Origin of the sequence: Streptomyces gobiensis, from assembly GCF_021216675.1 — a bacterium.
GTDB lineage: Bacteria > Actinomycetota > Actinomycetes > Streptomycetales > Streptomycetaceae > Streptomyces > Streptomyces gobiensis.
Map to the genome: position 1 here is coordinate 3,686,540 of NZ_CP086120.1, position 26,281 is coordinate 3,712,820.

Consider the following 26,281-nt stretch of genomic DNA (forward strand, 5'->3'; position numbering starts at 1 on the left):
CATGAAACTGGCCGGGCAGTGTGTTGGTCACAAGGCAAGCGACGGGCTGGCTTTCCGAGGGAGGCGCGAGATGACCACACTGCACGGAACCAAGACCAGCGCAGTTCTGCACACGCGTCTGCACACCACTTCGGTTCCGGTCGCCCGGAGCGCGGAGAAGTCCGGTGCTGATGGGGGCACCTCCAAGCTTGGGGGAGGGCGGGGGTGCGCTCGCGGCACCGGGCGTCAGCGCCCGGCGTATATCGCCGCGGTGACCGATGGCGCAACAACGGCGGCCCGGGGGGACCGCCAGGGGGAGGGCGCGGACAGGGACGGAAGCCGCGAGGACGCGGTCTCCGAGGCGGAGTTCACCGCCTATGTACGTGAGCGCCGCGCCTCCCTGTACGCCACCGCCTACCACCTGACCGGTGACCGCTTCGAGGCCGAGGATCTGCTGCAGAGCGCGCTGTTCTCCACGTACCGCGCCTGGGACCGGATCAGCGACAAGGCGGCCGTCGGCGGCTACCTCCGCCGCACCATGACGAACCTGCACATCAGCGCATGGCGCCGCCGCAAGCTGAATGAGTACCCGACCGAGGAGCTGCCCGAGGCGCCGGCCGCCGGAGAGTACGACGCGATGCGCGGCACCGAGCTGCGCGCCGTTCTCTGGCAGGCCCTCGCGCGCCTTCCCGAGCTGCAGCGCACGATGCTGGTGCTGCGCTACTACGAGGGCCGTACGGACCCGGAGATCGCCGACATCCTCAGCATCAGCGTCGGCACCGTGAAGAGCAGCATCTGGCGCTCGCTGCGCCGGCTGCGCGATGACGAGGTACTGGCCTTCGGCCGGGACCAGGAGGAGTGCTTCGGCGAGCTGGTCGCCTGACGGCCTGCCGCACGGAGCCGGGGGAGCCGGGGGAGGAAGAAAGCGGGGCAACCCGAGGGAACAGGGGATAAGGGAATAAGGGGACAACGGGGGCGAGAGCGGGCACGGTCGGCCGGGGGGTCTGACCGGGCCCGCTCTCTCATGTATGCCTGGGCTGTCACTACGGGGCCCGCCCCTACCGGGCCGGTTCCCGGACCGGCCCGCCCAGCCGGACGTACGTGAGGAAGGCCCGCGCGTCGCGGTCCAGCGCCCGCCGGGCGTGCGCGATGCCGACCGGCCGCAGCAACGGCTGTACGAAGGACCGTATCTCCACCCGGTTCCCAAAGGCCCGTACCGCCGTATCCCGGTACCAGATCAGCGAGCCGTGCCCGGCGCTTACGGCGGTGACCCAGGCGAGCCGTTCATCCACCTCCAGCGCGGCCATCGGGCGCACCCGGAGCCGCCCGAACATCTCCTCCAGCTCCGTACGCCGCCCGGTGCCGGGCGTCGGCAGCACCAGCGGCAGCCCGTCCAGCCGGTCGAACGGCATCGGATCCGGCAGCCTGGTCCCCGTCGGCGAGATCAGCACCACCTCGCGCTCCTGCAAGGGAAAGCTGGCCAGCTCCTTGTCCACCGGCAGATCGACCAGCGCGAGCGCGCTGTCACCGTCCCGCAGCGACTGGGCCACCGCCTCCCGGCTGTCGTACTGGACCAGCCGTACCCGGACCCCCGGGTGCGCCTGGGTGAAGCCGGGCAGCAGCGCGGTCGCCAGGTCGATCGCGAGGGTGGGTGTCGCGGAGATGGACAGCGCGCCATGGCCACGCGCCGGGCTGATGTCCTCAATGGCGTCGACGGCGCTCAGCACGATCCGGGTCAGCCGCACCACCCTGGCCCCCTCCGGGGTCAGCTCCACACCACGGCCGGTACGGATCAGGAGCTCCACCCCCAGATCCCGCTCCAGGGCCTGGATCGCCCTGGAGAGCGCGGGCTGGGCGACATAGACGGCGGCGGCCGCGCCGGTGATCGAGCGGCAGTCGGCCACCGCCGCGAGATAGCGCAACTGCTGCAGGGTCGGGGACATGCGCGGAGGGTATTGCCCCGGTCGTCAAACCGTAAGCGCGCTGGCCTCCGCGATCCGGGCCAACGCCTCCTGTTTGCGACAGGGATAGGCACCCAGCGCGGCATGCCGCCGGACGATGGCCGGCTCCGCCCGCATCAGGCGCCAGCCCCGCCGCACCAGCACCGGTAGTGACTTACGCCCCTCCCGCACATCGCGGACCAGCCTTCGCCTGAAGGTCGTCGCCGGGCGCCCGCGCAGACACAGTGCGTCAGCGAGCAGCCCCAGCTCCTGGCAGCGTCCGGCGATCTCCGCGGCGAAGATCCCCTCCGCGATAAAAAGGGGCGAGCCGGCCAGCTCGATCTCGGCCCTTCCGACCCGGGCACTGGCCGCGATGTCATACACCGGCACGGTCGTACGCCCCGTCTCGCTCAGCTCCCGCACCGCCGCCACGGCGGCCTCGGCGTCCCAGGACCCGGGGGCGTCCCAGTCCGTATCGCCTCCGCCTCCGCTGCCGCTGGCTCCGCCCGCGATCCGCGGCAGCGAGGGGTCGTCCCCTTCCTTGTAGAAGTCGTCGAGGCGCAGCACGGGCAGGCCCGTACGGGCGGCGAGCGAGGACTTCCCAGAGCCGGAGGGGCCGGTCAGCAGGATCACGCGGGCGGTGTCGTTCACGAGACGCCATTGTCCCGCATTCAGCCGACCGGGTGACCCCCAGGGACTGGCGGCGTGACCTGCCGGGCGTGCTCAACTACTCTCCGAGTCCGCCCGATTACCTAGCGACCCTGGCAGGTGGCTCATGGCCTCGCACACCCGTCACGCCCGTCACACCCGTCACGCCCGCACCGGCACCCCGAAGCTGCTGCGCGCCGGACTCGCCCTCACCGCTGCGGGCGCGGCGGTCCTCGGCGGGGCCGGTGGGGCACACGCCGACATCATCAATCTCGATGACCCCGAGACCACGGTGGGCCATGCCCTCACCCCGCTGAAGCGACTGCAGCTCCACCCGCTGGCCAACACCGGCGTGGACCCCCTCGACAATGTGGTCGGCGCCCAGATCGCCGACTTCCAGCCGGTCACCAGCGGAGCGGCAACGGACCCCATCACCGGCGGCGGCACCCTGTCCGACCTCCCCCTCACCGCCGACGTAACCCGCCTGCTCCCCGGGTGACCGGGGGCACGTGCGAGCCCCGCTCCCCGGACGGCGGGGGAGCGGGGCGGTTTGTGCCGAGCACCGGCAGGACGAACGGCGTCGTAGAAGGAGCGCGTCAGTAGGAGGAGCGCGTCAGTAGGACGAGCCGGAGGCGCCCAGGCTGCCTGTGGGGTGCCAGACCGTCTTGGTCTCCAGGAAGGAGAGCATCCGGTCGGTACCCGGGTCGGCGGACCAGTCCGCGGCATGGGGCCGGACAACGCGCTTGAGGTTGTCCGCTGCCGCGATCTCCAGCTCCTTGGCCAGCTCCGGCTCCGCCCCCGCGAGGTCAATCGCGTTGACGTCCTGGTGTGCGGCCAGCGGGGCGCCGAGCTCGGCGGGCTTGCCGGACAGGATGTTGACCACGCCGCCCGGGAGATCGGAGGTGGCCAGCACCTCGCCGAGGGAGAGCGCCGGGAGAGGGGACTTCCGGCTGGGGACCACCACGGCGGTGTTGCCGGTGACGATCGCCGGGGCGATGACGGAGACCAGACCGAGGAAGGACGAGTCCTGGGGGGCCAGGACGGCGACCACGCCGGTGGGCTCCGGGGTGGAGAGGTTGAAGAACGGGCCCGCCACCGGGTTGGCGCCGCCCGCCACCTGGGCAATCTTGTCGGACCAGCCCGCGTACCAGACCCAGCGGTCAATGGCCGCGTCCACCTGGGCGGTCGCCTTGGGCTTGGACAGCCCTTCCGCGTCGGCCACTTCGGCGATGAACTGGTCGCGGCGGCCCTCCAGCATCTCGGCGACGCGGTAGAGGATCTGGCCACGGTTGTAGGCGGTGGCGCCCGCCCAGCCGCCGAAGGCCTTACGCGCGGCGACAACCGCGTCGCGGGCGTCCTTACGGGACGACAGGGGAGCGTTCGCCAGCCAGTTGCCCTTGGAGTCGGTCACCTCGTACACCCGCCCGCTCTCGGAACGGGGGAACTTGCCCCCGATGAAGAGTTTGTAGGTCTTCAGGACGCTGAGTCGGTCAGACATTGAGGTACGCCTCCAGACCATGGCGGCCGCCCTCGCGGCCGAAGCCCGACTCCTTGTAGCCGCCGAAGGGCGAGGTCGGGTCGAACTTGTTGAACGTATTGGCCCAGACGACACCCGCCCGGAGCTTGCCCGCCATCGCCAGGATGCGCGAGCCCTTCTCCGTCCAGATGCCCGCGGAGAGGCCGTAGGGGGAGTTGTTGGCCTTGGCGATCGCCTCATCGGGCGTACGGAAGGTCAGCACCGAGAGCACGGGGCCGAAGATCTCGTCGCGGGCGATCGTGTGCGCCTGTGTGACGCCGGTGAAGAGCGTGGGCGCGAACCAGTAGCCGGAGGTGGGAAGTTCGCAGGCAGGGGACCAGCGCTCGGCGCCCTCCGCCTCACCGGTCTCGGCGAGGGCCTTGATACGGGCCAGCTGCTCGGCGGAGTTGATCGCGCCGATGTCGGTGTTCTTGTCCAGCGGGTCGCCGATCCGGAGGGTCTGGAGACGGCGCTTGAGGGAGTCGAGCACTTCGTCGTGGACGGACTCCTGGACCAGTAGGCGGGAGCCCGCGCAGCAGACCTGCCCCTGGTTGAAGAAGATGCCGGTGACGATGCCCTCGACGGCCTGGTCGATGGGGGCGTCATCGAAGACGATGTTCGCGCCCTTGCCGCCCAGCTCCAGGGTGAGCTTCTTGTCCGTCCCCGCGAGCGTACGGGCGATCTCCTTGCCGACGGCCGTGGAACCGGTGAACGCCACCTTGTTGATGCCGGGGTGCGCCACCAGCTCGGCACCCGTCGAACCGTCGCCGGTGACGATGTTGACGACACCTTTCGGCAGACCCGCCTGACGGCAGATGTCCGCGAAGAACAGCGCGGAGAGCGGGGTCGTCTCGGCGGGCTTCAGAACGACCGTGTTGCCGGTCGCCAGCGCGGGGGCGATCTTCCAGGCCAGCATCAGCAGGGGGAAGTTCCAGGGGATGACCTGCCCCGCCACGCCCAGCGGCCGCGGATCCGGCCCGTAGCCCGCGTGGCCGAGCTTGTCGGCCCAGCCCGCGTGGTAGAAGAAGTGCGCGGCGACGAGCGGAAGGTCGGCGTCGCGGGTCTCGCGGATCGGCTTGCCGTTGTCCAGCGTCTCCAGGACGGCCAGCTCCCGGGAGCGCTCCTGGATGATGCGGGCGATTCGGAAGAGGTACTTGCCGCGCTCCGCGCCGGGCAGCGCCGACCACTTCTCGAAGGCCTTACGGGCGGCCTTCACCGCCGTGTCGACATCCTCCGGGCTCGCCTGGGCGACCTCGGAGAGGACCTCTTCGCTCGCGGGCGAGATGGTCTTGAAGACCTTGCCGCCGGTCGCTGCGCGGAACTCGCCGTCGATGAAGAGCCCATAGGAGGGCGCGATGTCGACGACCGCGCGGGACTCGGGTGCGGGTGCGTATTCAAAAGCCATTGCCATGGTGTGTCTCAGTCCACCGTTACGTAGTCGGGACCGGAGTAGCGGCCGGTGCGCAGCTTCTGGCGCTGCATCAACAGGTCGTTCAGCAGGCTGGAGGCGCCGAAACGGAACCATTCGTTGGTGAGCCAGTCATCGCCCAGCGTCTCGTTGACCATCACCAGGTACTTGATCGCGTCCTTGGTGGTCCGGATGCCGCCCGCGGGCTTCACCCCGATCTGGACGCCGGTCGCGGCGCGGAAGTCACGCACGGCCTCCATCATCAGCAGGGTGTTGGCGGGAGTGGCGTTCACCGCCACCTTGCCCGTGGATGTCTTGATGAAGTCGGCCCCCGCGAGCATCGCCAGCCAGGAGGCGCGGCGGATGTTGTCGTAGGTGGACAGCTCGCCGTTCTCGAAAATGACCTTCAGACGGGCCGCGTCTCCCTGCGGGCGCGCACACGCCTCCTTCACGGCCTTGATCTCCTCGAAGACCTGCATATAGCGACCGGCCAGAAAGGCGCCCCGGTCGATCACCATGTCGATCTCGTCGGCCCCGGCCTCCACCGCGTCCTTGGTGTCGGCGAGCTTGACCGGCAGCGCGGCCCGGCCCGCCGGGAAGGCGGTGGCGACAGAGGCGACCTTGACGTCCGGGCCACCGCCGCCCAGCAGGGCTTGCTTGGCGGTGGCCGCCATGTCCGGATAGACACAGATCGCGGCGACCTTGGGGGTGCCGCGGTCCGTCGGGTCCGGGTTGATCCCCTTGGCGCAGAGCGCCCGGACCTTGCCGGGCGTATCGGCCCCTTCGAGGGTGGTCAGGTCGATCATCGAGATGGCCAGGTCGATGGCGTACGCCTTCGATGTGGTCTTGATCGAGCGGGTGCCGAGGGATGCGGCGCGGGCTTCGAGGCCAACCGTGTCGACACCGGGCAGGCCGTGCAGATAGCGGCGCAGCGCGGAATCGGACGCGGTGGCGTCCGCCAGTGCGGGTACCGCCGTGGGCGTGGATGGCATGGTCACCAGCTGAGCATATCTACGCGCGTAGCGGCCTGTCATCCCCCCTGCCCTCATATCCGCATCGCCGCCGTCGGGCAGAATCGGGCGTATGACGAGTGAGCCGCCCACGTACGCCGACCGCTGCTATCGCTCCGGCGCCGCCCTGGCGGGAGGGGTACTGCTGCTCGCGCTGGCCGCCTGGCTGGGCGGTGACGCCATGATCCGTGGTGAGGGCCGTACGCCCGTAGTCGCGGCGGCGGCGATGCTCTTCGCAGTGCCGTTGGTCGTCGCCTTCACGTTGCGGCCCGCGGTCTACGCGGGCCCGGAGCGGCTGCGGATCCGTAACCCGTTCCGCACGGTCACACTGCCGTGGGCCACGGTCGACACCGTACGGGCGGGCTACTCCAGTGAGGTCATCGCGGACGGCAAGAAGTACCAGCTCTGGGCGATCCCGGTCTCCTTGCGCGACCGGAAGAAGGCGCAGCGGCACAATGAGCGGCTGGCGAGCGGGCGGCCCGGTGGGCAGCCCATGCGGGGGCTGCTCGGCATGAGGCATATCGAGGACAGCGCGACCGAGCGGAAGGCGCCGAGTGATGAGGCGGTCGCCGAGCTCCGTGAGCTTGCCGAGCGGCATGCCGACAGCACGGGCACGCCCTCCGCGCGCTGGGCGTACGAGATCCTCGCGCCGCTCGTGGTGGGCGGCATCGCCCTTGTCGTGATCCTCGCGTCAGTGCGCGGCTAGGAGCTGTTTCTCGGCGTCGTCGAGGTAGGCCGCGAGCGCGCGCTGTGCCCGGGTGACATCGTGGGCCTCCAGCAGGGTCAGGATCTCGCGGTTCCGCTTGACGTATGGCTCATGGAGCTTCCCTGGGTTCTCCACAACGTGGAAGACCAGGCGCAGTTCGGCGAGGAGCTGGCGCATGAGCTCGTCGATGCGCGGGCTCCCGGCGAGCGCGGCGATGGCCTGGTGGAACCGCACATTGGCGGTGCCGATGTCCGCTCCGCGCTGCTCGGCGGCGGCCCGTTCACCCTCCGCCACGGCCGCTCGCAGCGCGTGCAGCCGCTCGTCGCTCATCGCGTCGGCGGCACCCCCTACGGCGGCCGTCTCGATGAGCCTGCGGACCCGGAAGAGGTCGACGACGTCGGCCGTGGTCGGGGTGCGGACGAACACGCCCCGGTTGAGCTCATGTACCACGAGGCGTTCATGGGAGAGCAGCCGGAAGGCCTCGCGCAGGGTGTTCCGGGAGATGCCGAGCGCACCGCCGATGGCCTCCTCGGACAGTCGGGCGCCGGGCCGCAGCAGACCTTCGATGATCCGTGCCCGAAGGATCTCCGCGACCCGCTCGACGGTGCTGGTCCGGCCCAGCAGCGGCCGGTCGCCCGCCAGCTCGGCGAAGGCGGCTGAATCACCGGACTCCGCTGCGCGTGCTGCCACCACGGTTACCTCCCGCCGGACAGCCTACTCAAGAAAGGTTCTACGCAACCATTGCAGGATTGTTGAACGATCCTTACGTTGGGGTCTCAAAGCAGGTGCCTGGACGCGGTTTTCAACCAGTGAGGAGCCCCGCCATGAGCGAACCTGTCAGCCAAGTCAAGCCAACCGAGACGCAACGCCCCAAGCCCCGCAGGTTCGGACCGGGGCTGCTGGTCACCGCCGCCTTCATCGGCCCCGGGACGGTCACCACCGCGAGCATCGCCGGTGCCGACTTCGGCTTCGCGCTGGTGTGGGCGCTGGTGTTCTCCATCGGCGCGGCGATGGTGCTGCAGGAGATGTCGGCCCGCCTCGGGATCGTGAGCCGGGGCGGCCTCGGCGAGGCGCTGCGTACGACCTTCCGCCAACCCGTCGTGTCCTATGGCGCCATCACGCTGGTCGTGGTGGCGATCGCGTTCGGCAACGCGGCCTTCCAGACCGGCAACCTCACCGGCGCGGGCCTGGGACTTGAAGCGCTCACCGGGGCATCGCCACAGCTGTGGGCCGGGGTGGTCGGCATCACGGCCTTCGTCCTGCTGCTGACCGGCACCTACCGCCTGATCGAGGGCGCGGTGATCACCCTCGTCGTCGTGATGAGCGTGGTGTTCGTGGCGACGGCGGTGATCGTACGGCCGGATCTGACGGAGCTGTTCGGCGGGCTCGTGCCACAACTGCCCTCGGGCGCGACGCTTACGGTGATCGCGCTGATCGGCACCACCGTCGTGCCGTACAACCTGTTTCTGCACGCGAGCTCCGTACGGCAGAAGTGGACCGATGACACACCCGTCGACCGGGCGCTGACGGAGGCGCGCAGCGACACCTATCTCTCCATCGGGCTGGGCGGCCTGATCACCCTTGCGGTGATCACCACCGCGGCGACGGCCATGTTCGCCAAGGGGCTCCGCGTCGAGAGCGCCGCCGATATGGCCGCTCAGCTGGAGCCCCTGCTCGGACCGGCGGCCCAGGGCTTCTTCGCGGCCGGGCTGTTCGCCGCCGGTCTCACCAGCGCCATCACCGCACCGCTGGCGGCGGCCTTCGCGGTCAGCGGGGCGCTGGGCTGGCGGCCGGACCTGAAGTCCGCCAGGTTCCGTACGGTGTGGGCGCTGGTGATCCTCGCGGGCACGGCGTTCGCGGTGCTCGGCGAGAACCCGGTGGCCGCGATCCTCTTCGCCCAGGCGGCCAACGGGCTGTGCCTGCCGGTCATCGCGGTGTTCCTGCTGAGGGTGATGAACCGCCGCGATCTGCTCGGCGGCTACCGCAACAACCTCACCCGCAATGTGCTGGGCTGCGCCGTGGTGCTCATAGCCACCGGCCTCGGCCTCTTCAACATCCTGCGCGCACTCGGCATCGCGGGCTGACACGGGCTGACACGGGCCGACGCGGCTGCGCGGCTGACTACATCCGGAGCGAATTCCACCATGTCGAACAAGCGCGACAAGCACGATCGGCTCATCGATCGGCTCATCGATCTCAACTGCGATCTCGGGGAGGGCTTCGGCAGTTGGCGCATGGGTGACGACGACGCACTGCTGCCCCTGGTGACCAGCGCGAACGTCGCATGCGGCTTCCACGCCGGTGACCCGACCATCATGCGCCGGGTCTGTGAGCGCGCAGCCGCCGACGGGGTGACCATCGGCGCCCATGTGGGCTACCGGGACCTGGCCGGTTTCGGACGGCGGCGCATCGATGTCGACCCGGCCGAGCTCACCGACGAGATCCTCTACCAGATCGGCGCGCTCGACACATTCGCCCGGCTGGCCGGTGAACGGGTGGGATACGTCAAGCCGCACGGTGCGCTGTACAACACGGCCATGACCGATCCCGGCCAGGCAGGCGCGGTGGTGGAGGCGGTACGCCGCTACGATCCGCGCCTGCCGGTGCTCGGCCTGCCCGGCTCGGAGCTGCTGCGCGCAGCCGAGTCGGCGGGCCTCACCGGTGTGCCGGAGGCTTTCGCCGACCGCGCCTACTCCGCCGACGGGCAACTGCTCTCCCGCCGCCTCCCCGGCGCGGTCCTGCACGACCCCGAAGTGATCGCGGACCGCTGCGTACGCCTGGCCACCGAGGGGAAGATCGACGCCGTCGACGGTACGGCGCTCTCGGTGCCCGCGCGCTCCATCTGCGTACACGGCGACACACCCCAGGCCGTTGAGATCGCCCGCCGGGTGCGGCAGGGCCTGACCGACGCGGGCGTCGGGCTGGCCCCGTTCACGGGCCGGGCGGCGGCCTGATGCGCGTCCTGCCCTGCGGCGACCACGCGGCACTCGTCGAACTCGACGAGCCCCAGCAGGTCCTCAGCCTGTACACCACGCTGCGCCAGGAACCGCCCCACGGCACAACCGAGTTCGTGCCCGCGGCGCACACGGTACTCATCCGCTACGACCCGGCCCGTACCACCATCGACCGGCTGACCAGCGACGTGCGGCGCCTCGACCTGGCACATGCCGTACACACCACCGACCGGCTGGTGGAGGTCCCAGTCCGGTACGACGGCGATGACCTCGCCCAGGTCGCCCAGCTCACCGGAATGAGCCCCCGCGCCGTCATCGCCCGGCACCAAGCGAGCGACTACACCGTGGCGTTCTCCGGCTTCGCCCCCGGGTTCGCCTATCTCACCGGCCTCGACCCGGCGCTTCAGGTGCCGCGCCACGCCACCCCGCGTACCAGGGTCCCGGCCGGCGCCATCGCGCTGGCCGGGCAGTTCACGGCGGTCTACCCCCGTTCCTCACCCGGCGGCTGGCGCATCATCGGCCATACCGATCTGCCCGTCTGGAACCTCGACCACGATCCGCCGATGGCCCTCGCACCGGGCACCCGCGTCCGCTTTGTTGAGTTCGCCGGGGTGACCGCGTGATCGAGATCCTCATCCCGGGCCCGCTCACCACCATCCAGGACCTTGGCCGCCCCGGACTGGCCCACCTCGGCGTGGGCCGGTCCGGCGCCGCCGACCGGCCCAGCCTCCGCCTGGCGAACCGGCTCGTCGGCAACCCCGAGGGCGCCGCCGGGCTCGAACTCACCCACGGCGGTCTCACCGCCCGCTTCACCCGCCACACCCTTGTCGCCCTCACCGGAGCTCCCTGCCCGGCCCGCATCGACGGCCGCCCGGTGGATATGTACGCCCCGCTCTCCGCCGCCCCGGGCCAGCGGCTCCGTATCGGGCACCCGGCCCACGGACTGCGCACCTACCTGGCCATCCGGGGCGGCATCGACGTCCCGGAAGTCCTGGGCGCCCGGGCTACGGACGTACTGGCGGGTTTGGGCCCCGCCCCGCTGGAGCCCGGCCAGACCCTGCCCATCGGCACCACCGCACTCCCGCACCCCGCCATCGACCTGGCTCCCCAGTCCCCCTGGCCCGACCAGCCCGTACTACGGGTCACCCCCGGCCCCCGCGACGACTGGTTCACCCCCGGCGCCCTCACACAACTCACCTCGGCCGCCTACGAGGTCACCGAGCACAGCAACCGCGTCGGCCTCCGGCTCCGCGGCCCAGCCCTGCAACGCCGCGTCCCCCGCGAGCTGCCCCCCGAGCCGATGGTCCCCGGCGCCCTCCAAGTCCCGCCCGACGGTCAGCCTGTCCTCTTCCTCGCCGACCACCCGGTCACCGGCGGCTACCCGGTCATCGGCGTCGTCACCACCACCGACCTCCCCCTGGCCGCCCAGACCCGCCCCGGCCAGCACATCACCTTCCGGCTGTTCCGGGGACGAGGCCGAACACGCACCTGACGTCCGCCGGGCGAGGATTCCCCAATCCCGGCCCCTTCCCGAAACTGGGGGGCTGACGCCCCCCAGACCCCCGGAGCCCGGAGCCCGGGGCCGGGGTGCAAGCACCCGGTTCTGGGAAGGTGGGGACCTCCTGGGGCACCGCCCTGGGGGCACCGCCCAGCGTTAGCTGGGGGAGGTAGCTGGCCGGTAGCGGGCCTCCTGCGTACACAGGAATGCCGAGTACAGGAATGTCGAGAACTGTACAGTTCTCGACATGAGTGACACGTACTCCATGACTGAGGCTCGCGCGAACTTCGGCACGCTGGTGCGTCGGGCTGCCCATTCCCGCGAGCGCGTCGCCATCACCGACCATGGGCACATCGCGGCCATACTGATCAATCCACAGGAGCTCGCCGACCTCGAAGACAGCCTCGCTCTGGCCGAGTACCAGCTGGAGAAGACCACCGGCACGGTGACCACCGTCTCGCACGACCATGTGGTCCGCGAAGCCGAGGGCGAGCCCCGGGGCAACGCCGCGTGACCTACCGCGTCGAGTGGCGCGCGTCCGCCAAGCAAAAGATCAGACGCCGTGAACGCGCTTGCGCACAGCCCGCGTCCCACAGGTGCTCACGCGTACGGGTCACCTGACATGCTCCGCGTCCACATCGGCCGCCAACGCCTGATGTACGAGGTAGCCGATGCCGTGGTCAGCATCACCGTGATTCACATCGGCCGGATGCCCTGACACCTGAGGGACTTCCGGACCCGGGGGCTGGGGGCGACAGCCCCCAGTTTCGGGAAGGTGGGGCACCTCCTGGGGGCACCTCCCAGACGGAGTCTGGGGGAGGTAGCTGGGGGAGGGTTAGGGGAAAGCCCCGCCGTCAGATACCCGCGGCCACCGCGAAGTCGGACTTCAAGCGCGCCAGCACACCCGCCGCGCGCTCCCGCGCAGCGGAAAGCGCCCCCTCATCCGCCACCGGGACGACGACCTCCAGGTAGCACTTCAGCTTCGGCTCCGTCCCGCTCGGCCGGACGATGACCCGGGCGTCCACCTCGCCGGAGAGGCGATAGCGCAGACCGTCCGTCGGCGGCAACGCCTCGCTGCCCTCACTCAGGTCCTCCGCCGAGGTGACGGCCAGCCCGGCCAGCGAGACCGGCGGCGCCTCACGCAGCCGCCGCATCGCCGCCGCGATCAGCGACAGATCCGAGACCCGGACCGACAGCTGATCCGTCGCGTGCAGTCCGTGCTCGACGGCCAGCTCGTCCAGCAGACCGGTCAGCGACCGCCCCGCCGCCTTCAGCTCCGCCGCCAGCTCCGCGATCAGCAGTGCCGCCGTGATGCCGTCCTTGTCCCGGACGCCCTCCGGGTCGACGCAGTAGCCCAGCGCCTCCTCGTACCCGTAGCGCAGCCCCGGCACCCGGGCGATCCACTTGAAGCCGGTGAGGGTCTCCGCGTACCCCAGCCCCGCCGCTGCGGCGATCCGCCCCAGCAGCGAGGACGAGACGATCGACTCGGCGAACGTCCCCGTCGCGCCCTTACGCACCAGATGCGCCGCCAGCAGCGCGCCGACCTCGTCACCGTGCAGCATGCGCCAGCCGGTACCCGCCCCGCCGCCGTCCGGCACGGCCACCGCGCAGCGGTCCGCGTCCGGGTCGTTGGCGATGATGATGTCGGGCCGCACCGCCCGTGCCGTGGCGTACGCGAGGTCCATCGCCCCCGGCTCCTCCGGGTTCGGGAAGGCCACGGTCGGGAAGTCAGGATCGGGCTCGGCCTGCTCGGCGACGGCGACCGGCGCCGGGAACCCGGCGCGTACGAACGCAGCCGACACGGTGTCGCCGCCGACACCGTGCAGCGCGGTGTGCACCACCCGTACCTCGCGCGGCGACCCCTGAGTGAGGACGGTCTCCGCACGGGCCAGATACGCCTCGACGATCTCCTCGCCCAGGATGTCCCAGCCGCCCTCGGCCCGCGCCACATCGGCCAGCGAACCGATCGCCGCGATCTCCCCGGCGATGCCCGTATCGGCGGGGGGCACGATCTGCGAGCCATCGCCGAGATAGACCTTGTAGCCGTTATCGCGTGGCGGATTGTGGCTGGCCGTCACGGTGACGCCCGCCACCGCGCCGAGGTGGCGGATGGCGAAGGCCAGCACGGGCGTCGGCAGCGGCCGGGGCAGCAGCGCCGCCCGCAGTCCCGCGCCCACCATCACGGCGGCCGTATCGCGTGCGAAGTCCTCGCTCTTGTAGCGGGCGTCATACCCGATCACGACGAGCCCGCCGCCGTGGCCCTCCCGACGGAGGTATGCGGCCAGCCCGGCCGCGGCCCGGATGACAACGGCACGGTTCATCCGCATCGGCCCGGCGCCCAGCTCACCGCGTAGTCCGGCGGTGCCGAACTGCAGCGTGCCGGAGAAGCGGTCGGCCAGCTCGGCCGGGTCGCCCGGGTCGAGCAGCTGGGCCAGCTCCTCCCGGGTCTCCGGATCCGGGTCCTCGGCCAGCCACGCCCGGGCCTGTGCGATCACGTCATGGTGCTGCGTCACGCAATGCGCCTCTCACGAGCGGGCCCGGGTGAGCCCCGGGCCCCAGGGGGTCTGGGGGCGGAGCCCCCAGTTTCGGGAAGGGGAGGGGATTGGGGGATCGGGGAAAGGTCACCCCGCCACGGTCCAGGCGCGGCCTAGACCCGGCCGAGCACCTGCGCCAGCAGCGCCCCCATCCGCGCAGCGGAATCGCGGCCCGCCTGCAGGACCTCTTCATGGTTGAGGGGCTCGCCGGTCATCCCGGCCGCCAGGTTGGTGACCAGGGAGATCCCCAGCACCTCGGCGCCCGCCTCACGGGCGGCGATCGCCTCCAGCACGGTGGACATACCGACCAGGTCACCACCGATGGTGCGGATCATATTGATCTCGGCGGGCGTCTCATAGTGCGGGCCGGGGCACTGGACGTAGACGCCTTCCTCCAGCGACGGGTCGATCTCCCGGCACAGCGCACGCAGCCGCGGTGAGTAGAGATCCGTCAGGTCGACGAAGTTGGCACCGGCGATCGGCGAGGCGGCGGTCATATTGATGTGGTCGCTGATCAGGATCGGCTGGCCCGGCCGCATACCCTCGCGCAGACCACCGCAGCCGTTCGTCAGAACGATGGTCTTGCAGCCCGCGGCCACGGCCGTACGTACGCCGTGGGCGACAGCGGCGACACCGCGGCCCTCGTAGTAGTGGGTGCGGCCCAGAAAGACGAGTGCACGCTTGTCGCCGATCCTGTACGAGCGGATCTTGCCCGCGTGGCCCGCTACCGCGGGCGGCGGGAAGCCGGGCAGCTCGGTGACCGGAAACTCGTGCTCGGGCTCGCCCAGGGCCGCCGCGGCGGGGACCCATCCGGAGCCCATCACCAGGGCGACGTCGTGGCTCTCCGCGCCGGTGATCTCGCGCAGCCGGTCGGCCGCCGCGTCGGCGGCGCGGTGGGGGTCGGTGGGGATATCAGATGCGTTCACGCGATGAGGGTAGCCCTTTCTCGGCTACGCGCGTAGAAGGGATGCGAGAGTGCGGTGAAACCCACAAAGAAACGGCACCGCTCCTTGTGCCTTCGTACCCCGCCGCGCCCCCGCCGCGCCCCCGCCGCGCTCCCGCCGCGGGTCCCGGTCAGCAGGGCCGCTTGCGCAGCTCCATCACATAGTCGTGCGGCGCCCCCGCCGACTCCGCCGCATCGGCGATCTCGCTCAGGTAACGGGCCGAGGGCAGCCCGCCCTCGTAGCCGTTCAGGACGTAGACCCACGCCGCCTCGTCGCCGTCCAGCGTGTGCACTTTCATCCGCATTCGCCGGTAGATGTCCAGGCCGACACCTTCCCAGCGGTCCATGGATTCCTCGTCCATCGGCGCGATGTCGTACAGCGCGACAAAGACCTCCGAGCGCGGTGCCTCCACGATCGTCGCGAGCGCGCCTTCCCAGCCCATGTGCTCGCCACCGAAGGTGAGCCGCCAGTCAGTGATCCAGCCCGTGCAGCGCAGCGGGGAGTGCGGTGCACGGCGGGACATCAGCCGGGCATCGAGGTTTCCGGCGTATGCGGCGTAGAGCGACATGTGCACGAGGGTACGGGAGGGATGTACGGGTAAGGGGGTGACCGAAGTCCGCTTGCCGGGGGTCGGCGGGTGATCGAACGTTGCGTACGAGACACTGGAGTATGTGACTCGGATCGTGATTATCGGTGGCGGACCTGGCGGATACGAAGCGGCTTTGGTGGCCGCGCAGCTTGGCGCGGAAGTGACCGTCGTCGATTGTGACGGGCTGGGCGGGGCGTCGGTGCTGACCGACTGTGTGCCGTCGAAGACGCTGATCGCGACCGCCGAGGTGATGACGAACTTCGACTCCTCCTACCAGGAGCTGGGCATCACGGTCGGCGAGACCACCGCCGAGAACGGTGTGGGCGTGGACCTCGGCCGGGTCAACCGACGGGTGAAGCGGCTCGCGCTCGCCCAGTCGCACGACATCACCGCCTCCGTCACCCGCGCGGGCGCCCGGGTCATGCGCGGCCGTGGACGGCTGGAGCCGAACCAGGCGCCGGACGGTTCGCGCAGGGTTGTCGTACGGGCGGCCGACGGGACCGAGGAGACGCTGACCGCCGACGCCGTACTGGTCTGCACCGGTGGCCACCCCCGCGAGATCCCCCTCGCCCAGCCGGACGGCGACCGCATCCTCAACTGGACGCAGGTGTACGACCTCGACGAGCTCCCCGAAGAGCTCATCGTGGTCGGTTCCGGTGTCACCGGCGCCGAGTTCGCCGGGGCGTATCAGGCGCTGGGTTCCCGAGTCACCCTCGTCTCGTCCCGCGACCGCGTGCTGCCGGGCGAGGACCCCGACGCGGCGGCCGTGCTGGAGGACGTCTTCCGGCGCCGTGGCATGAACGTGATGGCGCGCTCGCGCGCCGCGTCCGCCAAGCGGGTCGGCGACCGGGTCGAGGTCACCCTCTCCGATGGCCGCGTCATCAGCGGCTCGCACTGCCTCATGGCCGTCGGCGCGATCCCCAACACCGCCCATATGGGTCTGGAGGAGGCCGGGATCAAGCTCAGGGAATCCGGGCACATCTGGACCGACAAGGTCTCCCGCACCACGGCCCCGGGCGTCTACGCCGCCGGTGACTGCACCGGCGTCCTCGCACTTGCCTCGGTCGCCGCCATGCAGGGCCGTATCGCGATGTACCACTTCCTGGGCGAGACCGTGGCCCCGCTGGACCTCAAGACGGTCTCGGCGAACATCTTCACCGACCCGGAGATCGCCACCGTCGGCTATTCGCAGGCCGATATCGACGAGGGCAAGATCGACGCCCGGGCCGTCAAGCTGCCCCTCCTGCGTAACCCGCGCGCGAAGATGCAGGGCATCCGGGACGGCTTCGTCAAGCTCTTCTGCCGTCCCGGTACGGGCATTGTGGTCGGCGGTGTCGTGGTCTCGCCCCGCGCGAGTGAGCTGATCCACCCGATCTCGATCGCCGTGGACAACAACCTGACGGTCGAGCAGATCGCCAACGCCTTCACCGTGTACCCGTCCCTGTCGGGCTCGATCGCCGAGGTGGCCCGGCAACTGCACACCCGTAAGACGGCCGCGGGCTAGGGCGGCTCCGACCCCCGACCCTCCGGCACCCCAGTTCCCCAGGGTGCCGATCCCCGTACACCAGCACCGGCCCAGGGCCGAGTGCCGGTACGGCGTTAGGTGGACGTAGCAGGTGAACGCCCTCCGAGTAGAGGCCGTACGCCGTCCTCTTCACCGAGCCATCCGGCTCGGTGAAGAGTAAGGACCCAGCACGCCTTCCGGCGTGCGGCCGTGATCGCGAAGGTTCCGCGGGTGAGCGAGCGGTCGGTGGAGCGGGAGTTGACCCGGGGGCCGGCGGCGCATGGCTGGAAGAACAGCGGTGGACTTCGCTGCGGACCAAGGCGGTAATCGCCCGGAAGTTCCTTTATTGGTTATCCAAACGGGCGTCACGAAGCTCCACAAAGGCCCTGCTATTGGAATGCCCACCCATGTAGTAATCGACAGTAGCCTGCCGACTGCACAGCACCGGTACTTCCTGTCGGACCAGCTCGCGACTGAAGGCCAGGTCCTCCGTGTAGCCAAGTCGCCGCTGCTCCCGCGAGAACCGTGTGGGGAACGGAATCCGCTCGTGAAGACTGGACCGGACCAGAAGCTCGCTCGTGTCGACCCCTCGGATCTGGTCACCGACACGAAGGGTATCCCGCATCACGCATGATCCTGGCTCGAATATCCCCAGGGCCCGTAAGCGCTCGTAGGACTGAGCGCGCTTGGCCGGCTCGCCGTACCATGGGTCTTCGCCGTCTGGGATGAGTTCCACGCCTTCCCTTGTGAGCAGGCGACGCCAGCTGTGGGCAGCCTGAGCTGCCGGGTTCGTCCACAGCACGTCCATCAGAGATCTGAGGTGGGTTGGGTGGAAGACGTTGTCATCGTCGAGATGGGCCACGTACTCCGCGTCGGCCATCTCGATTCCCCGGTTGCGTAAGTGTGCCAGACGTCCAACGACGTACTCCAGCTCCTCTTCCGGTACGTCAGCAAGATCGGATCGTCGCACATTGTGTATGGTCGCTTCAGGAAATCTGCCGCGCAACTTCTCGACATTTCTCGGATCGGCCAGGAAACGACAGTTATCTCCCAGCACAATGTGCCGGGAGGCCACGCCGACCTGGGCCTTAACCGACGCCATGGCGCGTATCAAACGGTCCGGACGGTTCTTGGTTGGCGTGACAACGCACACCTGTGGATTCTCTATCCGACCCATGAAGTCACCCTATACCACAGGGCGATTGACGACGAGTACCGCGTCATGGCGACCAGTCCGCAATAGCCGGGCCAGTCTTCATAGGTGCCGGAGCGTATATTCCGCACGGGTATGCGCGCCGCCTTGCAGAACGCTTTGGGCCGACTCTCCGTCGACCGCGATGCGGGACGCGAAGGACTCGGCATTGTCCATGGGCACATACCCCAGGTCCGCCCCGCTATCGGTGTCCCAGAACCGTCGGGTATTGGCGGAGACGGCATAGGCCGTCGCGAAGCGTACATCGCAGGCGGTGAGAGCCGCGCGGACGAAGCCAAGACCGTCGCGCGGGCTCAACCACGTGGACAGGTGTCGTCCTTCGCTCACCCGGTCCTGGAAGCTCCCGATGCGCAGGCACACCACCGACAGGCCGAACTTGTCCGCGTACAAGCGCCCGAGCGCCTCCACCGCGACCTTGCTCACCCCGTACAGACTGTCCGGACGCGTGGGCATCTCAGGTGTCACGGTCTCCAGGACCGGATAGAAGCCGGTCACATGGTTACTACTGGCGAGCACCACCCGCCGCAGCCCTTGCCGCCGCGCGCCCTCCAGCACGCTGAATGTCCCTTGGACATTGCTGTCCAGCAGATACGGCAATGGGGCTTCGTCAGGAATCCCACCCAGGTGTACCACCGCGTCCGCGCCTCGCAGGGCCGCTGTCACCGCTTCCGCGTCACGCAGGTCAAGCTTGTGAACATCTTCCGTGGGCGATTGCGCGGTGAGGCCGGCACGATCGATGAGTACCAGGCGGGACACCTCGTCGCGCAGACCGGCCCGTACCGCCGAACCGATCCGTCCGGCCGCACCGGTGACGGCCACCGTCCCAAGTCTCTTTGCCACAGAGGTCACTTTGCCGTACTTCACCTGGAACCAATCCTTCCCCCGCTGGCATCGCGGGGAAGACGGACGCCCCGCACGGACGGCCGCGCTATGAGCACAGGGCTTTGCCCGACCTGCCGGCAGACCGTTTGATCCACTCCATTTGGCGGGTCACTCCGGTCGTCAGGTCCACGCAGGGGCGCCAGGCCAGGAGCCTTCGCGCCTTGCGCGTGTCGGCCTGAGTCGTGCTCATGTCTCCTGGCTGCGGGGGCGCGGCAATGGTCCGTACCACCACCGTGGCTACTCGTTCGACGGTTTCCAGGAGCCCTTTGACGGACGTGCCGACTCCGCCACCGATGTTGATGACCTCGGCACAGGCAGGGGCTGTGGCCGCCGCCAGTGTCGCGGTGACCACGTCATCGATGTAGGTGAAGTCACGACGGTTTGATCCGTCGCCGAATATGTGCAGTGGGACCCCACTCAGCCCTGCCCGCAATGCTCTGCCGATCAGCATGTCGGTGCGCTGGCGTGGCCCGTAAACAGTGAAGTAGCGCAGTGCTACGACGCTGGTGGTGGCGGTGTGGCGCCGCGCGTAGGCGAGGCAGAGCTGTTCGGCGGCGAGTTTGGTGATCCCGTAGGGCGAGATGGGCCGGGTCGCGGTGTCTTCGCGGCAAGGGCCGTCGCCAGTCTGCCCGTAGACGCTGGAGGAGGATGCGAGGACCAGCCGGGGGACATGCTGTCTCTCGCATTCCGCCATCAGCCGCTGGGTGGCCAGCACATTGCAGTCGAGGTAGTCGGGGAAAGCCGCGCCCCAGGAAGGCCGGACACCGGGCAGCCCCGCGAGGTGGAACACGACATCCGCCCCCGCGACGGCCGGGGCCAGGTCGTGATGCAGCAGATCCGCGTGGAGGTAACGGAACGCGGGATGCCGCAGGCTGCTGCGGAGGTTGACGGCGGCGATCCCCCGGTCAGGCAGACGCCGGTCGACCCCGATGACCTGCGTGCCCTGGCGAAGCAGGGAGTCGGACACATGAGAGGCGATGAAGCCGGCAATGCCCGTGACCAAGGCGCGACGGGGCGCTTCAGGTAATGGGGCAGAGTCCATGAGTCCTCCGGTAGGTGGTGTGTACTTGGGCTCGCTCACTTCCGAGTGGCCATGTCATGGGAGGCGAGGGCGTGATTCCTGTCGGGTCTCTGCGACTGAAGGCCCATGTGGGGAAACGGGTCGGCGGGTGCTGCGCTGCCGAGGAAGGGGGCGAGCTTGTCCCATCCTTCGCCGCCGACGATGTCCAGTACGAGGAGGTCATCGGGTCGGCCGTCGAAGTAATCACGGACGGTGCCGACGTGCTCGTCGTAAACGCGCGATAGACGATCGGCGTTGAACTCGTAGCAACCGTAGACGGCCGCCTGCAGAAAGCGCCGGATTCCCATGGGGGCAGCCAGAGCACTGTCCGGCTCGCCGTAGGGCGAGCCGGACACGGAGCGGTCCCACCAGTGATTCTCGAGAGACGTCAGCCAGCTCCTCTTGTTCCGGACGGTCAGGATGAACTTCGCGCCGGGGTGGAGGGCGTCGAGTTCGCGGAAGCACGGGACGGTGGTGAGGTCGGCGAGGCCGTCGTAATGGTCCAGCAGCGGGAAGCGGCCGTCCCCCCGGGCCAGGGTGTTGAGCGAGGCCTGGTCGACGGGGTAGTGCGCGACGTCGTGGCCCAGCAGATGCAGCGCCATCCGCAGACTGCTGGTACCAGTGCGGGGCAGTCCCACGCCAAAGACCTTGCGCCGCTCCGCGCCTCGTCCCTGCGTGGGGCGGATACGTTCGCCCGCTTGCCGCACCTCTCGCATGGTCAGTGCGGGTCGTTCCGGCAGGTTCATCGCCCCGATCTCGCGGTGCGCCAGGTCCGGGAGGCTCTCGATGTACTTCTGGACCTCGGGCGCAGGTGAGCTCGGGGGAATATGTTCTCGGGCGTGCGCCACGGCGGCGCGGGCAACGTCGTAGTCCGCACCCTGGCCCCACCGCTCGATGGCCGCCTCGAATACGGGGCGGGAAGCCTCGGTACGGCTGCGGAGCTCCCGGAGGGCGATCTTGGCGAAGATGTGGTCGTAGCGCTGGAAATGATCGTGCAGGATGTGGGCGCCCCTGTACTGCACGCTGTCCTGAACACCGCGCAGTGCGAGGGACCGGCGGGTGCTCTCGGGACGCAGCATCCACCGGATGTCGTCCCTCGGCGGTTCGGTCCGCCGCATGCGCTCCACCACATCGATGCGCGTGATGTGCACTCCGCACGCAACGCGGCCCCGGAAGGGATCCTGGACATAACAGTCGACATAGGCGAGTTCGTTCGCGTCAAGAAACGGGCGCAGGTCTTCGAGGATGAGGCAGTCGGCGTCGAGAAACACCACATGTGAGGCGCCCCCGTGCCCGATCTCCAGCATCCGCTCGACGGCCCGCCAGAACGGGCGTACGTTGTCGACGATGTGCACCCGGTTCGGGCGCACATGCTTGATGGCCAGCGCGAGAGCCAGGTCGGTGGTGCGTTCCCCGACGGTGCGCAGTACGAGATTGACGCCGCGCCCACCAGAGGGCGAGAAATTGCCTTCCACGGTCCAGATCGTGCCTGTGGTCCCGGCGTTCATGCGGGCCCGCCTTCTCGTGTGACTTCCGGAAGCCTTTACCCGGGACCCCGCAGCCAACCGCCGATTTCCGGACTATCACCCCGCCCAGTCACAGCCGCCGCACAGGGGCCAGACTGCGGGTGCGACGGCCGACCCTCGCTGGCCCGGCGCCGTGCTCGGCGCCGCTGCGGCAAAGACAGACACCGCATGATTCCGGCCTGCCGCTAGGTTTTCCAGGATCTCAGGCGGTCTGCGATATCGAAAGCGGTGAGCCGCAGGGCGCGGATGTCGTTGATAAGGTCTCGCCACTGTTCGTACGACGCCTCCACGGTCTCGCCAGAGGCCTCGATGTACGCCACCGCGACGCCGTAGCCGAAGAATTCGTTGCGGGCGGGCAGCGGCCTCTGCAGGACGATTGTGTCGAGCAGCGCGGCGGCTCGCCAGTACGCGTCCGGGGCATCTACTTCCAGGCTTGGGGTATTCACCCGGTGCCGGGCGGTGGCAGCGACGAGGCCCGAGTAGTCGCGGACCGCGAGCTCCTTATGGCCGAGCAGGTCTTCCTGGCGGTCGAGGAGCCAACGGTGATCGATCAGCAATTCCACTTGATCAGGCCGCCCGGCGGGTGTTAGGGGCGGACGCGGGTGTGCCGCCGAAGTCACGGTCGAATGCGTCGGCGAAGCCGTCCCGTTCGATGGCAGTGCGGAATGCGACCGTCGCCCTGGTCAGGTGCTGCCGGTTCTCTTCTTCTCTGGACAACTCCGCAAGGAAAGAGCGCAGACTCATGCCGCGATCGGCGGCCAGAGCTGCGAGTCGGTTCTTCGTCGCTTCGTCGATTCGTACGCTGGTATCAGCCATGTGTCGAGTATGCACATCCGCATGCTTTCATGCATGCCTACCGTGGAGATTGGCACTGACCTGGCACTTTTCGATCGTTTCGCTGCTGTATTAATTGCAGTTCTGTCCACTTCGTGACGATATGGAATCCTTGCGGTGAAGGCCATGAAGTCGTGTCCTGCACTCCCAGTGTCCGCACAGCCAACGCATCGCTGAGCCGCTGAACGTGCGGGTGATGTGCGGGGCGTGGTTGTTGGTGTGGCGGCGCTGGCGTCTTCGGGAGCTGCCCGGCGAGGTGTTTGCCCGAATTAACCGGTTCCTCTTCAGGGTTCCTGAGGCAAGGCACCGGTGTCGCCCGGCAATGGCCGCCGTCATGCAGGTGTATGGCGGGTGCTCTAATGATGCGGCGATCGATCGAGCGGTGCGGGCCATCGAGCGATGCGGGCCATGGATGAGGGAGATGCGCTGTGCGGGTGGTACTTGCTGGTGGGACGGGTGCGCTGGGGCGACGTATCGCCGCCGACCTGTCCGCCCGCGGCGCCGAGACAGTGATCCTGACCCGTTCTCCCCGCCCTGGCGGTCGGTACCGGCAGGTGGCCTGGGACGGGGTCAGCGTGGGTCCGTGGGCGCGGGAGCTGGAGGGGGCGGCCTTGGTCAACCTCGCTGGCGAGCTGGTGGACCGCAGGCCGACAGCGGCCAACGTTGAACTGCTGACCCGGTCACGGGTGGAACCGACCAGGGCTCTGGCTCAGGCCGCGGCGACGCTGGACCAGCAACCCGCGGTGTGGATCCAGATGAGCACGCTGGCCATCTACGGGGACGGCGGCGATCGCGTCCTTGACGAAAGCGCGCCACCGGCTGACGACCCGCCGCAGATGGCGGGGGTCGCCCGCGCCTGGGAGGCCGCAGCAGCCGGTGTACCTACCGGCCGCCAGGTCGTGCTGCGCACTGGGATCGTCCTCGACCGGAACACCCCCGCGCTCGACCGGCTGGCCGGGCTCGTCCGCTGGGGTCTGGGCGGCCGGGTGGGCACTGGCCAGCAGTGGGTCAGCTGGCTGCACATCGCTGATCTCCTCGCCGTCATCCGCCTGTCGTTGGACGACCCCGCCCTGACCGGCATCTTCCACGCCACCAGCCCGAACCCGGTTCGCAACGCCGAGCTCATGGCTACGTTGCGGCAGGTTCTGCGCCGCCTACCGGCCCCGCCTGCACCCGCACCGCTGGTCCGTGTCGGCGCGGCCCTGCTGCGCACCGATCCGGCGCTGGCCCTGACCGGTCGCCGCTGTGTGCCCTCACGTCTGTTCGATGCCGGCTTCTCCTTCGCTCATCCCCACCTCAACCCGGCCCTGCGGGAGCTGCTGGCACCGTGAGCCCCCACCGGGGTCGCACCCGGCAAGCCCCATGCCCCCGGGTCCATGCAAGATGGCGATGGCGGCGGTGTGGGCGAGCGACGCAGTGACCGTGTCGGTGCTCAAGCCGTGCTACTCCGGCGAGCAGCCTTGTTGGACTGTCCAGTGCTGCAGATTCTCATTCCTCGATCATGACCAAAGGGACCTTCTGACTAGGCAGGTGGGGACGGAGTCCGTTCGGCTGGAGATGCAGGTGGCCTGCTCGTGGTCTCGGATCTTGGTCCATGTTCCCGCCCTGACGGTCTGGTAGACGGTCGTTGCGCTGCTGCGCTTCCAGGCGACGCGGTAGTCGATGCTGTAGGCGAAGGCGTCTACAGCGAGGCCGCTCCAGTTACCGCCGATGGACTCGCCGGGCATGAGGAGATCCGGGAACCCGCACTCGGTTCGATTCTCGTTCTCCCGAGTTCCACCGCCCCAGTTCCAGACGGTGCAGTCCCGCCCTGACGCTCCCAGGGCCGTGGTGTACCACATGTGCCGATCCTCGGCCTGGTTGTTCACACCCCCGCACAGCCACCCGGTGCAATGGTTCTTGGTGGACGCCGAGGGCTTGGCGTCCTGCGCCGACGCCGAGCTCCCCGTTACCGTCAGCCCCGCTACGAGCGCCAACGCGGCAGCCGCACCAGCTGCTCTCTTCCTGCACAGCCCCATTACGTCCCCCTTGCCTCATACCGATCTGCCGGGCGGCGCCCCCGGTATCCGCCTGATGCGGATACGGATGCCAGTGCAACTCTGGTCGCTTTCCCTCACGTTCTTCGGTGGGTGCCTGAACTCCCCTGTCTGCACGGGGACGCGATGTCTCTGCCCCTCGTATACGGGATCTACCGTGAAATTGGTTCATTTCACCCGTTGGTGTGGACGTTCTTGCGAACTGCTGAGGGATCCAGGCCCGCCGATCGCGGCGCCGGGCTCCTGAGCCCGCTTTTCCAGGCAGAGGGAATTCCGATGGACAGGCCCGGCGGGCCTGACCGATAGTGCGCCGCATGGCCTCTCTTGTACGACACCTCACCTTCGACTGCTCCAACGCCTACCGCTTGGGGCAGTTCTGGGCCACTGTCCTGGGCGGCTCGCTTGCCGCCGACGACTTCCCGGGAGACCCAGAGGCACTGGTCACGGCGCCGGGCTCAACGCTGCTGTTTGTGACGGTGCCGGATGCCAAGACTGTTAAAAACCGGGTGCATGTGGACCTGCAGCCACAGGACCGGTCGCGGGATGAGGAGGTGGAGCGCATTCTCGCGCTGGGCGCCACCGTCGTCGGAGATCACCGCAGGCCCGACGGGACCGGCTGGGTGACCCTGGCCGATCCCGAGGGCAATGAATTCTGCGTTGAGCGCAGTGCCGCCGAGCGGGCGCAGTGACCTCAAGTTGAGCTGGTACTGAGGGCAGGTTGTTCTGGTGTGCAGATGTGCGCCAGACCCTGCGCACCCCCACATAATCCGTCCGACACGACCTAGTCGGGGCGGCTTGGGTGGGGGGTTTACGTGACACGTGATGTGCCGTCTGCGGGTTTCGTGGTTGTGCGCGTGGCCTGGGGGCTGGCTACGGGAGGGGATGGGGTGGGTGGCTGTTCGGTGGTTGCGGTGTGCGGGCTGGTGGGTGGTTGAGGTTCACACCCCGGCGCCGTGGGAGTCGGGTGGGTGCCTGGTTCCGGATCTCGTGGGCACCGTGGCGGGCTGCTGCCGCGCTGTGGCTGGGGCCGGTGGGGGTCGCTCCGCTTTGTGACGGGTGCGTGGGGGTACGCCGTCCGGCTGCGGGTCTCATGGTGGGCGGGGGTGTCCGTTCTAATCGGCCAAGATCACGGTCGTGGTGGGGCTTTATGCGGCGTAGCTGTGGGGGTGGGTGGTGTAGTGGTGGCCGGTGGGGGCGGTCCAGGTGGTGTGGCCGGTGGTGGTGTCGCGTTGAACGGTCCATCCGGCGCGGTGTTTCAGGCCGTGGTGGCGGCGGCAGAGGGCGATGAGGTTTTCTGGCACGGTTTGTCCTCCTGCCTTCGGGTGGGTGTGGTTGAAGGGGTGGATGTGGTCCAGGTCGCTTCGGTGGGCGGGCATGTGGCAGGTGGGGAATTGGCAGTGCTGGTCGCGGGCGATGATGTGGCGTTCGACTTCTGCGGTGGGTTTGTAGGTGGTGGGATCGGTTTTGATGAGTTGTCCGGTTGTGGGGTGGATGAGCAGG

At 69.1% G+C, this 26,281-nt stretch carries 27 protein-coding genes; 11 read left to right on the forward strand and 16 right to left on the reverse strand.

Features of this window, described 5'->3' with window-relative positions:
- The first annotated feature begins 70 nt into the window (after window positions 1-70).
- Window positions 71-862, forward strand: a complete 792-nt coding sequence (locus tag test1122_RS17255) for a SigE family RNA polymerase sigma factor (RefSeq protein WP_232270061.1) — start codon at window positions 71-73, stop codon at window positions 860-862.
- A 175-nt stretch (window positions 863-1,037) separates the two neighbouring features.
- Here the strand turns inward: test1122_RS17255 and test1122_RS17260 are convergent, their stop codons facing one another.
- Both test1122_RS17260 and test1122_RS17265 read right to left on the reverse strand, forming a co-directional pair.
- Window positions 1,038-1,922 (reverse strand): LysR family transcriptional regulator, encoded by an 885-nt coding sequence (locus tag test1122_RS17260; protein ID WP_232270062.1) that lies wholly within the window; start codon window positions 1,920-1,922, stop codon window positions 1,038-1,040.
- A gap of 24 nt (window positions 1,923-1,946) precedes the next feature.
- Window positions 1,947-2,570 carry a uridine kinase family protein gene (locus test1122_RS17265; protein ID WP_232270063.1) on the reverse strand — a complete coding sequence of 208 codons (624 nt, stop codon included), beginning with the start codon at window positions 2,568-2,570 and terminating at the stop codon, window positions 1,947-1,949.
- 124 nt (window positions 2,571-2,694) lie between these two features.
- On the opposite strand from test1122_RS17265, the gene test1122_RS17270 reads away from it, so the two are divergent.
- Window positions 2,695-3,066: a hypothetical protein gene (locus test1122_RS17270; RefSeq protein ID WP_232270064.1), complete on the forward strand. Its 372-nt coding sequence runs from the start codon at window positions 2,695-2,697 to the stop codon at window positions 3,064-3,066.
- Window positions 3,067-3,180: 114 nt separating this feature from the next.
- Here test1122_RS17270 and test1122_RS17275 read toward each other — a convergent pair whose 3' ends face one another.
- From test1122_RS17275 to deoC, 3 genes are read right to left on the reverse strand one after another with little or no spacing between them, the layout of a single operon-like run.
- The gene (locus test1122_RS17275) at window positions 3,181-4,065 is read right to left on the reverse strand and encodes an aldehyde dehydrogenase family protein (protein WP_232270065.1); all 885 of its coding nucleotides are present in this window, start codon (window positions 4,063-4,065) and stop codon (window positions 3,181-3,183) included.
- A complete protein-coding gene (locus tag test1122_RS17280) occupies window positions 4,058-5,494 on the reverse strand; it encodes an aldehyde dehydrogenase family protein (protein ID WP_232270066.1) in 1,437 nt (478 codons plus the stop codon). Before test1122_RS17280 ends, test1122_RS17275 begins: the two co-directional genes overlap by 8 nt.
- 8 nt (window positions 5,495-5,502) lie before the next feature.
- Window positions 5,503-6,483: a deoxyribose-phosphate aldolase gene (gene deoC / locus test1122_RS17285; RefSeq protein ID WP_232271950.1), complete on the reverse strand. Its 981-nt coding sequence runs from the start codon at window positions 6,481-6,483 to the stop codon at window positions 5,503-5,505.
- Between the two features lie 91 nt (window positions 6,484-6,574).
- Here deoC and test1122_RS17290 point away from each other — a divergent pair, with 91 nt between their 5' ends.
- Window positions 6,575-7,207: a PH domain-containing protein gene (locus test1122_RS17290; RefSeq protein WP_232270067.1), complete on the forward strand. Its 633-nt coding sequence runs from the start codon at window positions 6,575-6,577 to the stop codon at window positions 7,205-7,207.
- Here test1122_RS17290 and test1122_RS17295 read toward each other — a convergent pair.
- A complete protein-coding gene (locus test1122_RS17295; protein WP_232270068.1) occupies window positions 7,193-7,900 on the reverse strand; it encodes a GntR family transcriptional regulator in 708 nt (235 codons plus the stop codon). The two genes, test1122_RS17290 and test1122_RS17295, sit on opposite strands and share 15 nt — an antisense overlap.
- A 131-nt stretch (window positions 7,901-8,031) precedes the next feature.
- Here test1122_RS17295 and test1122_RS17300 point away from each other — a divergent pair, with 131 nt between their 5' ends.
- The 5 genes from test1122_RS17300 to test1122_RS17320 all read left to right on the forward strand — a co-directional run bounded on the left by test1122_RS17300 (window position 8,032) and on the right by test1122_RS17320 (window position 12,173).
- Window positions 8,032-9,291 (forward strand): Nramp family divalent metal transporter, encoded by a 1,260-nt coding sequence (locus test1122_RS17300; protein ID WP_232270069.1) that lies wholly within the window; start codon window positions 8,032-8,034, stop codon window positions 9,289-9,291.
- A 60-nt stretch (window positions 9,292-9,351) separates the two neighbouring features.
- Window positions 9,352-10,161 (forward strand): LamB/YcsF family protein, encoded by an 810-nt coding sequence (locus test1122_RS17305; protein ID WP_232270070.1) that lies wholly within the window; start codon window positions 9,352-9,354, stop codon window positions 10,159-10,161.
- Complete coding sequence (locus test1122_RS17310; RefSeq protein WP_232270071.1) at window positions 10,161-10,784, forward strand: 5-oxoprolinase subunit B family protein; 624 nt, start codon at window positions 10,161-10,163, stop codon at window positions 10,782-10,784. The genes test1122_RS17305 and test1122_RS17310 overlap by 1 nt, the downstream gene beginning before the upstream one ends.
- Window positions 10,781-11,653 carry a 5-oxoprolinase subunit C family protein gene (locus test1122_RS17315; protein ID WP_232270072.1) on the forward strand — a complete coding sequence of 291 codons (873 nt, stop codon included), beginning with the start codon at window positions 10,781-10,783 and terminating at the stop codon, window positions 11,651-11,653. The genes test1122_RS17310 and test1122_RS17315 overlap by 4 nt, the downstream gene beginning before the upstream one ends.
- Before the next feature lie 253 nt (window positions 11,654-11,906).
- Window positions 11,907-12,173 (forward strand): type II toxin-antitoxin system Phd/YefM family antitoxin, encoded by a 267-nt coding sequence (locus test1122_RS17320; RefSeq protein WP_232270073.1) that lies wholly within the window; start codon window positions 11,907-11,909, stop codon window positions 12,171-12,173.
- Window positions 12,174-12,513: 340 nt separating this feature from the next.
- Here the strand turns inward: test1122_RS17320 and test1122_RS17325 are convergent, their stop codons facing one another.
- The 3 genes from test1122_RS17325 to test1122_RS17335 all read right to left on the reverse strand — a co-directional run bounded on the left by test1122_RS17325 (window position 12,514) and on the right by test1122_RS17335 (window position 15,705).
- Window positions 12,514-14,172: a phospho-sugar mutase gene (locus test1122_RS17325; RefSeq protein ID WP_232270074.1), complete on the reverse strand. Its 1,659-nt coding sequence runs from the start codon at window positions 14,170-14,172 to the stop codon at window positions 12,514-12,516.
- 134 nt (window positions 14,173-14,306) lie between these two features.
- Window positions 14,307-15,119 carry a purine-nucleoside phosphorylase gene (locus test1122_RS17330; protein ID WP_232270075.1) on the reverse strand — a complete coding sequence of 271 codons (813 nt, stop codon included), beginning with the start codon at window positions 15,117-15,119 and terminating at the stop codon, window positions 14,307-14,309.
- Window positions 15,120-15,267: 148 nt separating this feature from the next.
- A complete protein-coding gene (locus tag test1122_RS17335; protein WP_232270076.1) occupies window positions 15,268-15,705 on the reverse strand; it encodes a gamma-glutamylcyclotransferase family protein in 438 nt (145 codons plus the stop codon).
- A gap of 94 nt (window positions 15,706-15,799) precedes the next feature.
- Here test1122_RS17335 and test1122_RS17340 point away from each other — a divergent pair, with 94 nt between their 5' ends.
- Window positions 15,800-17,230, forward strand: a complete 1,431-nt coding sequence (locus tag test1122_RS17340; protein WP_232271951.1) for an NAD(P)H-quinone dehydrogenase — start codon at window positions 15,800-15,802, stop codon at window positions 17,228-17,230.
- Window positions 17,231-17,573: 343 nt separating this feature from the next.
- Here the strand turns inward: test1122_RS17340 and test1122_RS17345 are convergent, their stop codons facing one another.
- The 6 genes from test1122_RS17345 to test1122_RS17370 form a co-directional block, all read right to left on the reverse strand.
- Window positions 17,574-18,407 carry a glycosyltransferase family A protein gene (locus test1122_RS17345; protein WP_232270077.1) on the reverse strand — a complete coding sequence of 278 codons (834 nt, stop codon included), beginning with the start codon at window positions 18,405-18,407 and terminating at the stop codon, window positions 17,574-17,576.
- Window positions 18,408-18,485: 78 nt separating this feature from the next.
- Window positions 18,486-19,262 carry an NAD-dependent epimerase/dehydratase family protein gene (locus test1122_RS17350; protein ID WP_232270078.1) on the reverse strand — a complete coding sequence of 259 codons (777 nt, stop codon included), beginning with the start codon at window positions 19,260-19,262 and terminating at the stop codon, window positions 18,486-18,488.
- Window positions 19,263-19,371: 109 nt separating this feature from the next.
- Window positions 19,372-20,367, reverse strand: coding sequence for an NAD-dependent epimerase/dehydratase family protein (locus tag test1122_RS17355; protein ID WP_277879842.1), 996 nt, complete (start codon window positions 20,365-20,367; stop codon window positions 19,372-19,374).
- A gap of 35 nt (window positions 20,368-20,402) precedes the next feature.
- A complete protein-coding gene (locus tag test1122_RS17360; RefSeq protein ID WP_232270080.1) occupies window positions 20,403-21,893 on the reverse strand; it encodes a sulfotransferase family protein in 1,491 nt (496 codons plus the stop codon).
- Between the two features lie 203 nt (window positions 21,894-22,096).
- Window positions 22,097-22,474, reverse strand: a complete 378-nt coding sequence (locus tag test1122_RS17365; protein ID WP_232270081.1) for a toxin Doc — start codon at window positions 22,472-22,474, stop codon at window positions 22,097-22,099.
- A 4-nt stretch (window positions 22,475-22,478) separates the two neighbouring features.
- Complete coding sequence (locus test1122_RS17370) at window positions 22,479-22,727, reverse strand: antitoxin MazE7 (protein ID WP_232270082.1); 249 nt, start codon at window positions 22,725-22,727, stop codon at window positions 22,479-22,481.
- Window positions 22,728-23,173: 446 nt separating this feature from the next.
- Here test1122_RS17370 and test1122_RS17375 point away from each other — a divergent pair, with 446 nt between their 5' ends.
- Together test1122_RS17375 and test1122_RS17380 are read left to right on the forward strand one after the other, a co-directional pair.
- The gene (locus test1122_RS17375; protein WP_232270083.1) at window positions 23,174-24,076 is read left to right on the forward strand and encodes a TIGR01777 family oxidoreductase; all 903 of its coding nucleotides are present in this window, start codon (window positions 23,174-23,176) and stop codon (window positions 24,074-24,076) included.
- Between the two features lie 1,019 nt (window positions 24,077-25,095).
- On the forward strand, window positions 25,096-25,470 hold the full coding sequence (locus tag test1122_RS17380) for a VOC family protein (protein ID WP_232270084.1): 375 nt from the start codon (window positions 25,096-25,098) through the stop codon (window positions 25,468-25,470).
- Window positions 25,471-25,926: 456 nt separating this feature from the next.
- On the opposite strand, the gene test1122_RS26595 is transcribed toward test1122_RS17380, so the two are convergent.
- Window positions 25,927-26,280: an HNH endonuclease gene (locus test1122_RS26595; RefSeq protein WP_338423576.1), complete on the reverse strand. Its 354-nt coding sequence runs from the start codon at window positions 26,278-26,280 to the stop codon at window positions 25,927-25,929.
- Window position 26,281: the final 1 nt, after the last annotated feature.

Excerpts from the sequence above, each read along its gene's own strand:
- test1122_RS17320 (WP_232270073.1), top strand. The coding sequence starts at position 11,907 with ATGAGTGACACGTACTCCATGACTGAGGCTCGCGCGAACTTCGGCACG.
- test1122_RS17290 (WP_232270067.1), top strand. The coding sequence starts at position 6,575 with ATGACGAGTGAGCCGCCCACGTACGCCGACCGCTGCTATCGCTCCGGC.
- test1122_RS17380 (WP_232270084.1), top strand. The coding sequence starts at position 25,096 with ATGGCCTCTCTTGTACGACACCTCACCTTCGACTGCTCCAACGCCTAC.
- test1122_RS17355 (WP_277879842.1), bottom strand. The coding sequence starts at position 20,367 with ATGGACTCTGCCCCATTACCTGAAGCGCCCCGTCGCGCCTTGGTCACG.
- test1122_RS17360 (WP_232270080.1), bottom strand. The coding sequence starts at position 21,893 with ATGAACGCCGGGACCACAGGCACGATCTGGACCGTGGAAGGCAATTTC.
- test1122_RS17305 (WP_232270070.1), top strand. The coding sequence starts at position 9,352 with ATGTCGAACAAGCGCGACAAGCACGATCGGCTCATCGATCGGCTCATC.
- test1122_RS17255 (WP_232270061.1), top strand. The coding sequence starts at position 71 with ATGACCACACTGCACGGAACCAAGACCAGCGCAGTTCTGCACACGCGT.
- test1122_RS17345 (WP_232270077.1), bottom strand. The coding sequence starts at position 18,407 with ATGGGTCGGATAGAGAATCCACAGGTGTGCGTTGTCACGCCAACCAAG.
- test1122_RS17335 (WP_232270076.1), bottom strand. The coding sequence starts at position 15,705 with ATGTCGCTCTACGCCGCATACGCCGGAAACCTCGATGCCCGGCTGATG.
- test1122_RS17280 (WP_232270066.1), bottom strand. The coding sequence starts at position 5,494 with ATGGCAATGGCTTTTGAATACGCACCCGCACCCGAGTCCCGCGCGGTC.
- test1122_RS17300 (WP_232270069.1), top strand. The coding sequence starts at position 8,032 with ATGAGCGAACCTGTCAGCCAAGTCAAGCCAACCGAGACGCAACGCCCC.
- test1122_RS17270 (WP_232270064.1), top strand. The coding sequence starts at position 2,695 with ATGGCCTCGCACACCCGTCACGCCCGTCACACCCGTCACGCCCGCACC.
- deoC (WP_232271950.1), bottom strand. The coding sequence starts at position 6,483 with ATGCCATCCACGCCCACGGCGGTACCCGCACTGGCGGACGCCACCGCG.
- test1122_RS17260 (WP_232270062.1), bottom strand. The coding sequence starts at position 1,922 with ATGTCCCCGACCCTGCAGCAGTTGCGCTATCTCGCGGCGGTGGCCGAC.
- test1122_RS17275 (WP_232270065.1), bottom strand. The coding sequence starts at position 4,065 with ATGTCTGACCGACTCAGCGTCCTGAAGACCTACAAACTCTTCATCGGG.
- test1122_RS17310 (WP_232270071.1), top strand. The coding sequence starts at position 10,161 with ATGCGCGTCCTGCCCTGCGGCGACCACGCGGCACTCGTCGAACTCGAC.
- test1122_RS17370 (WP_232270082.1), bottom strand. The coding sequence starts at position 22,727 with ATGGCTGATACCAGCGTACGAATCGACGAAGCGACGAAGAACCGACTC.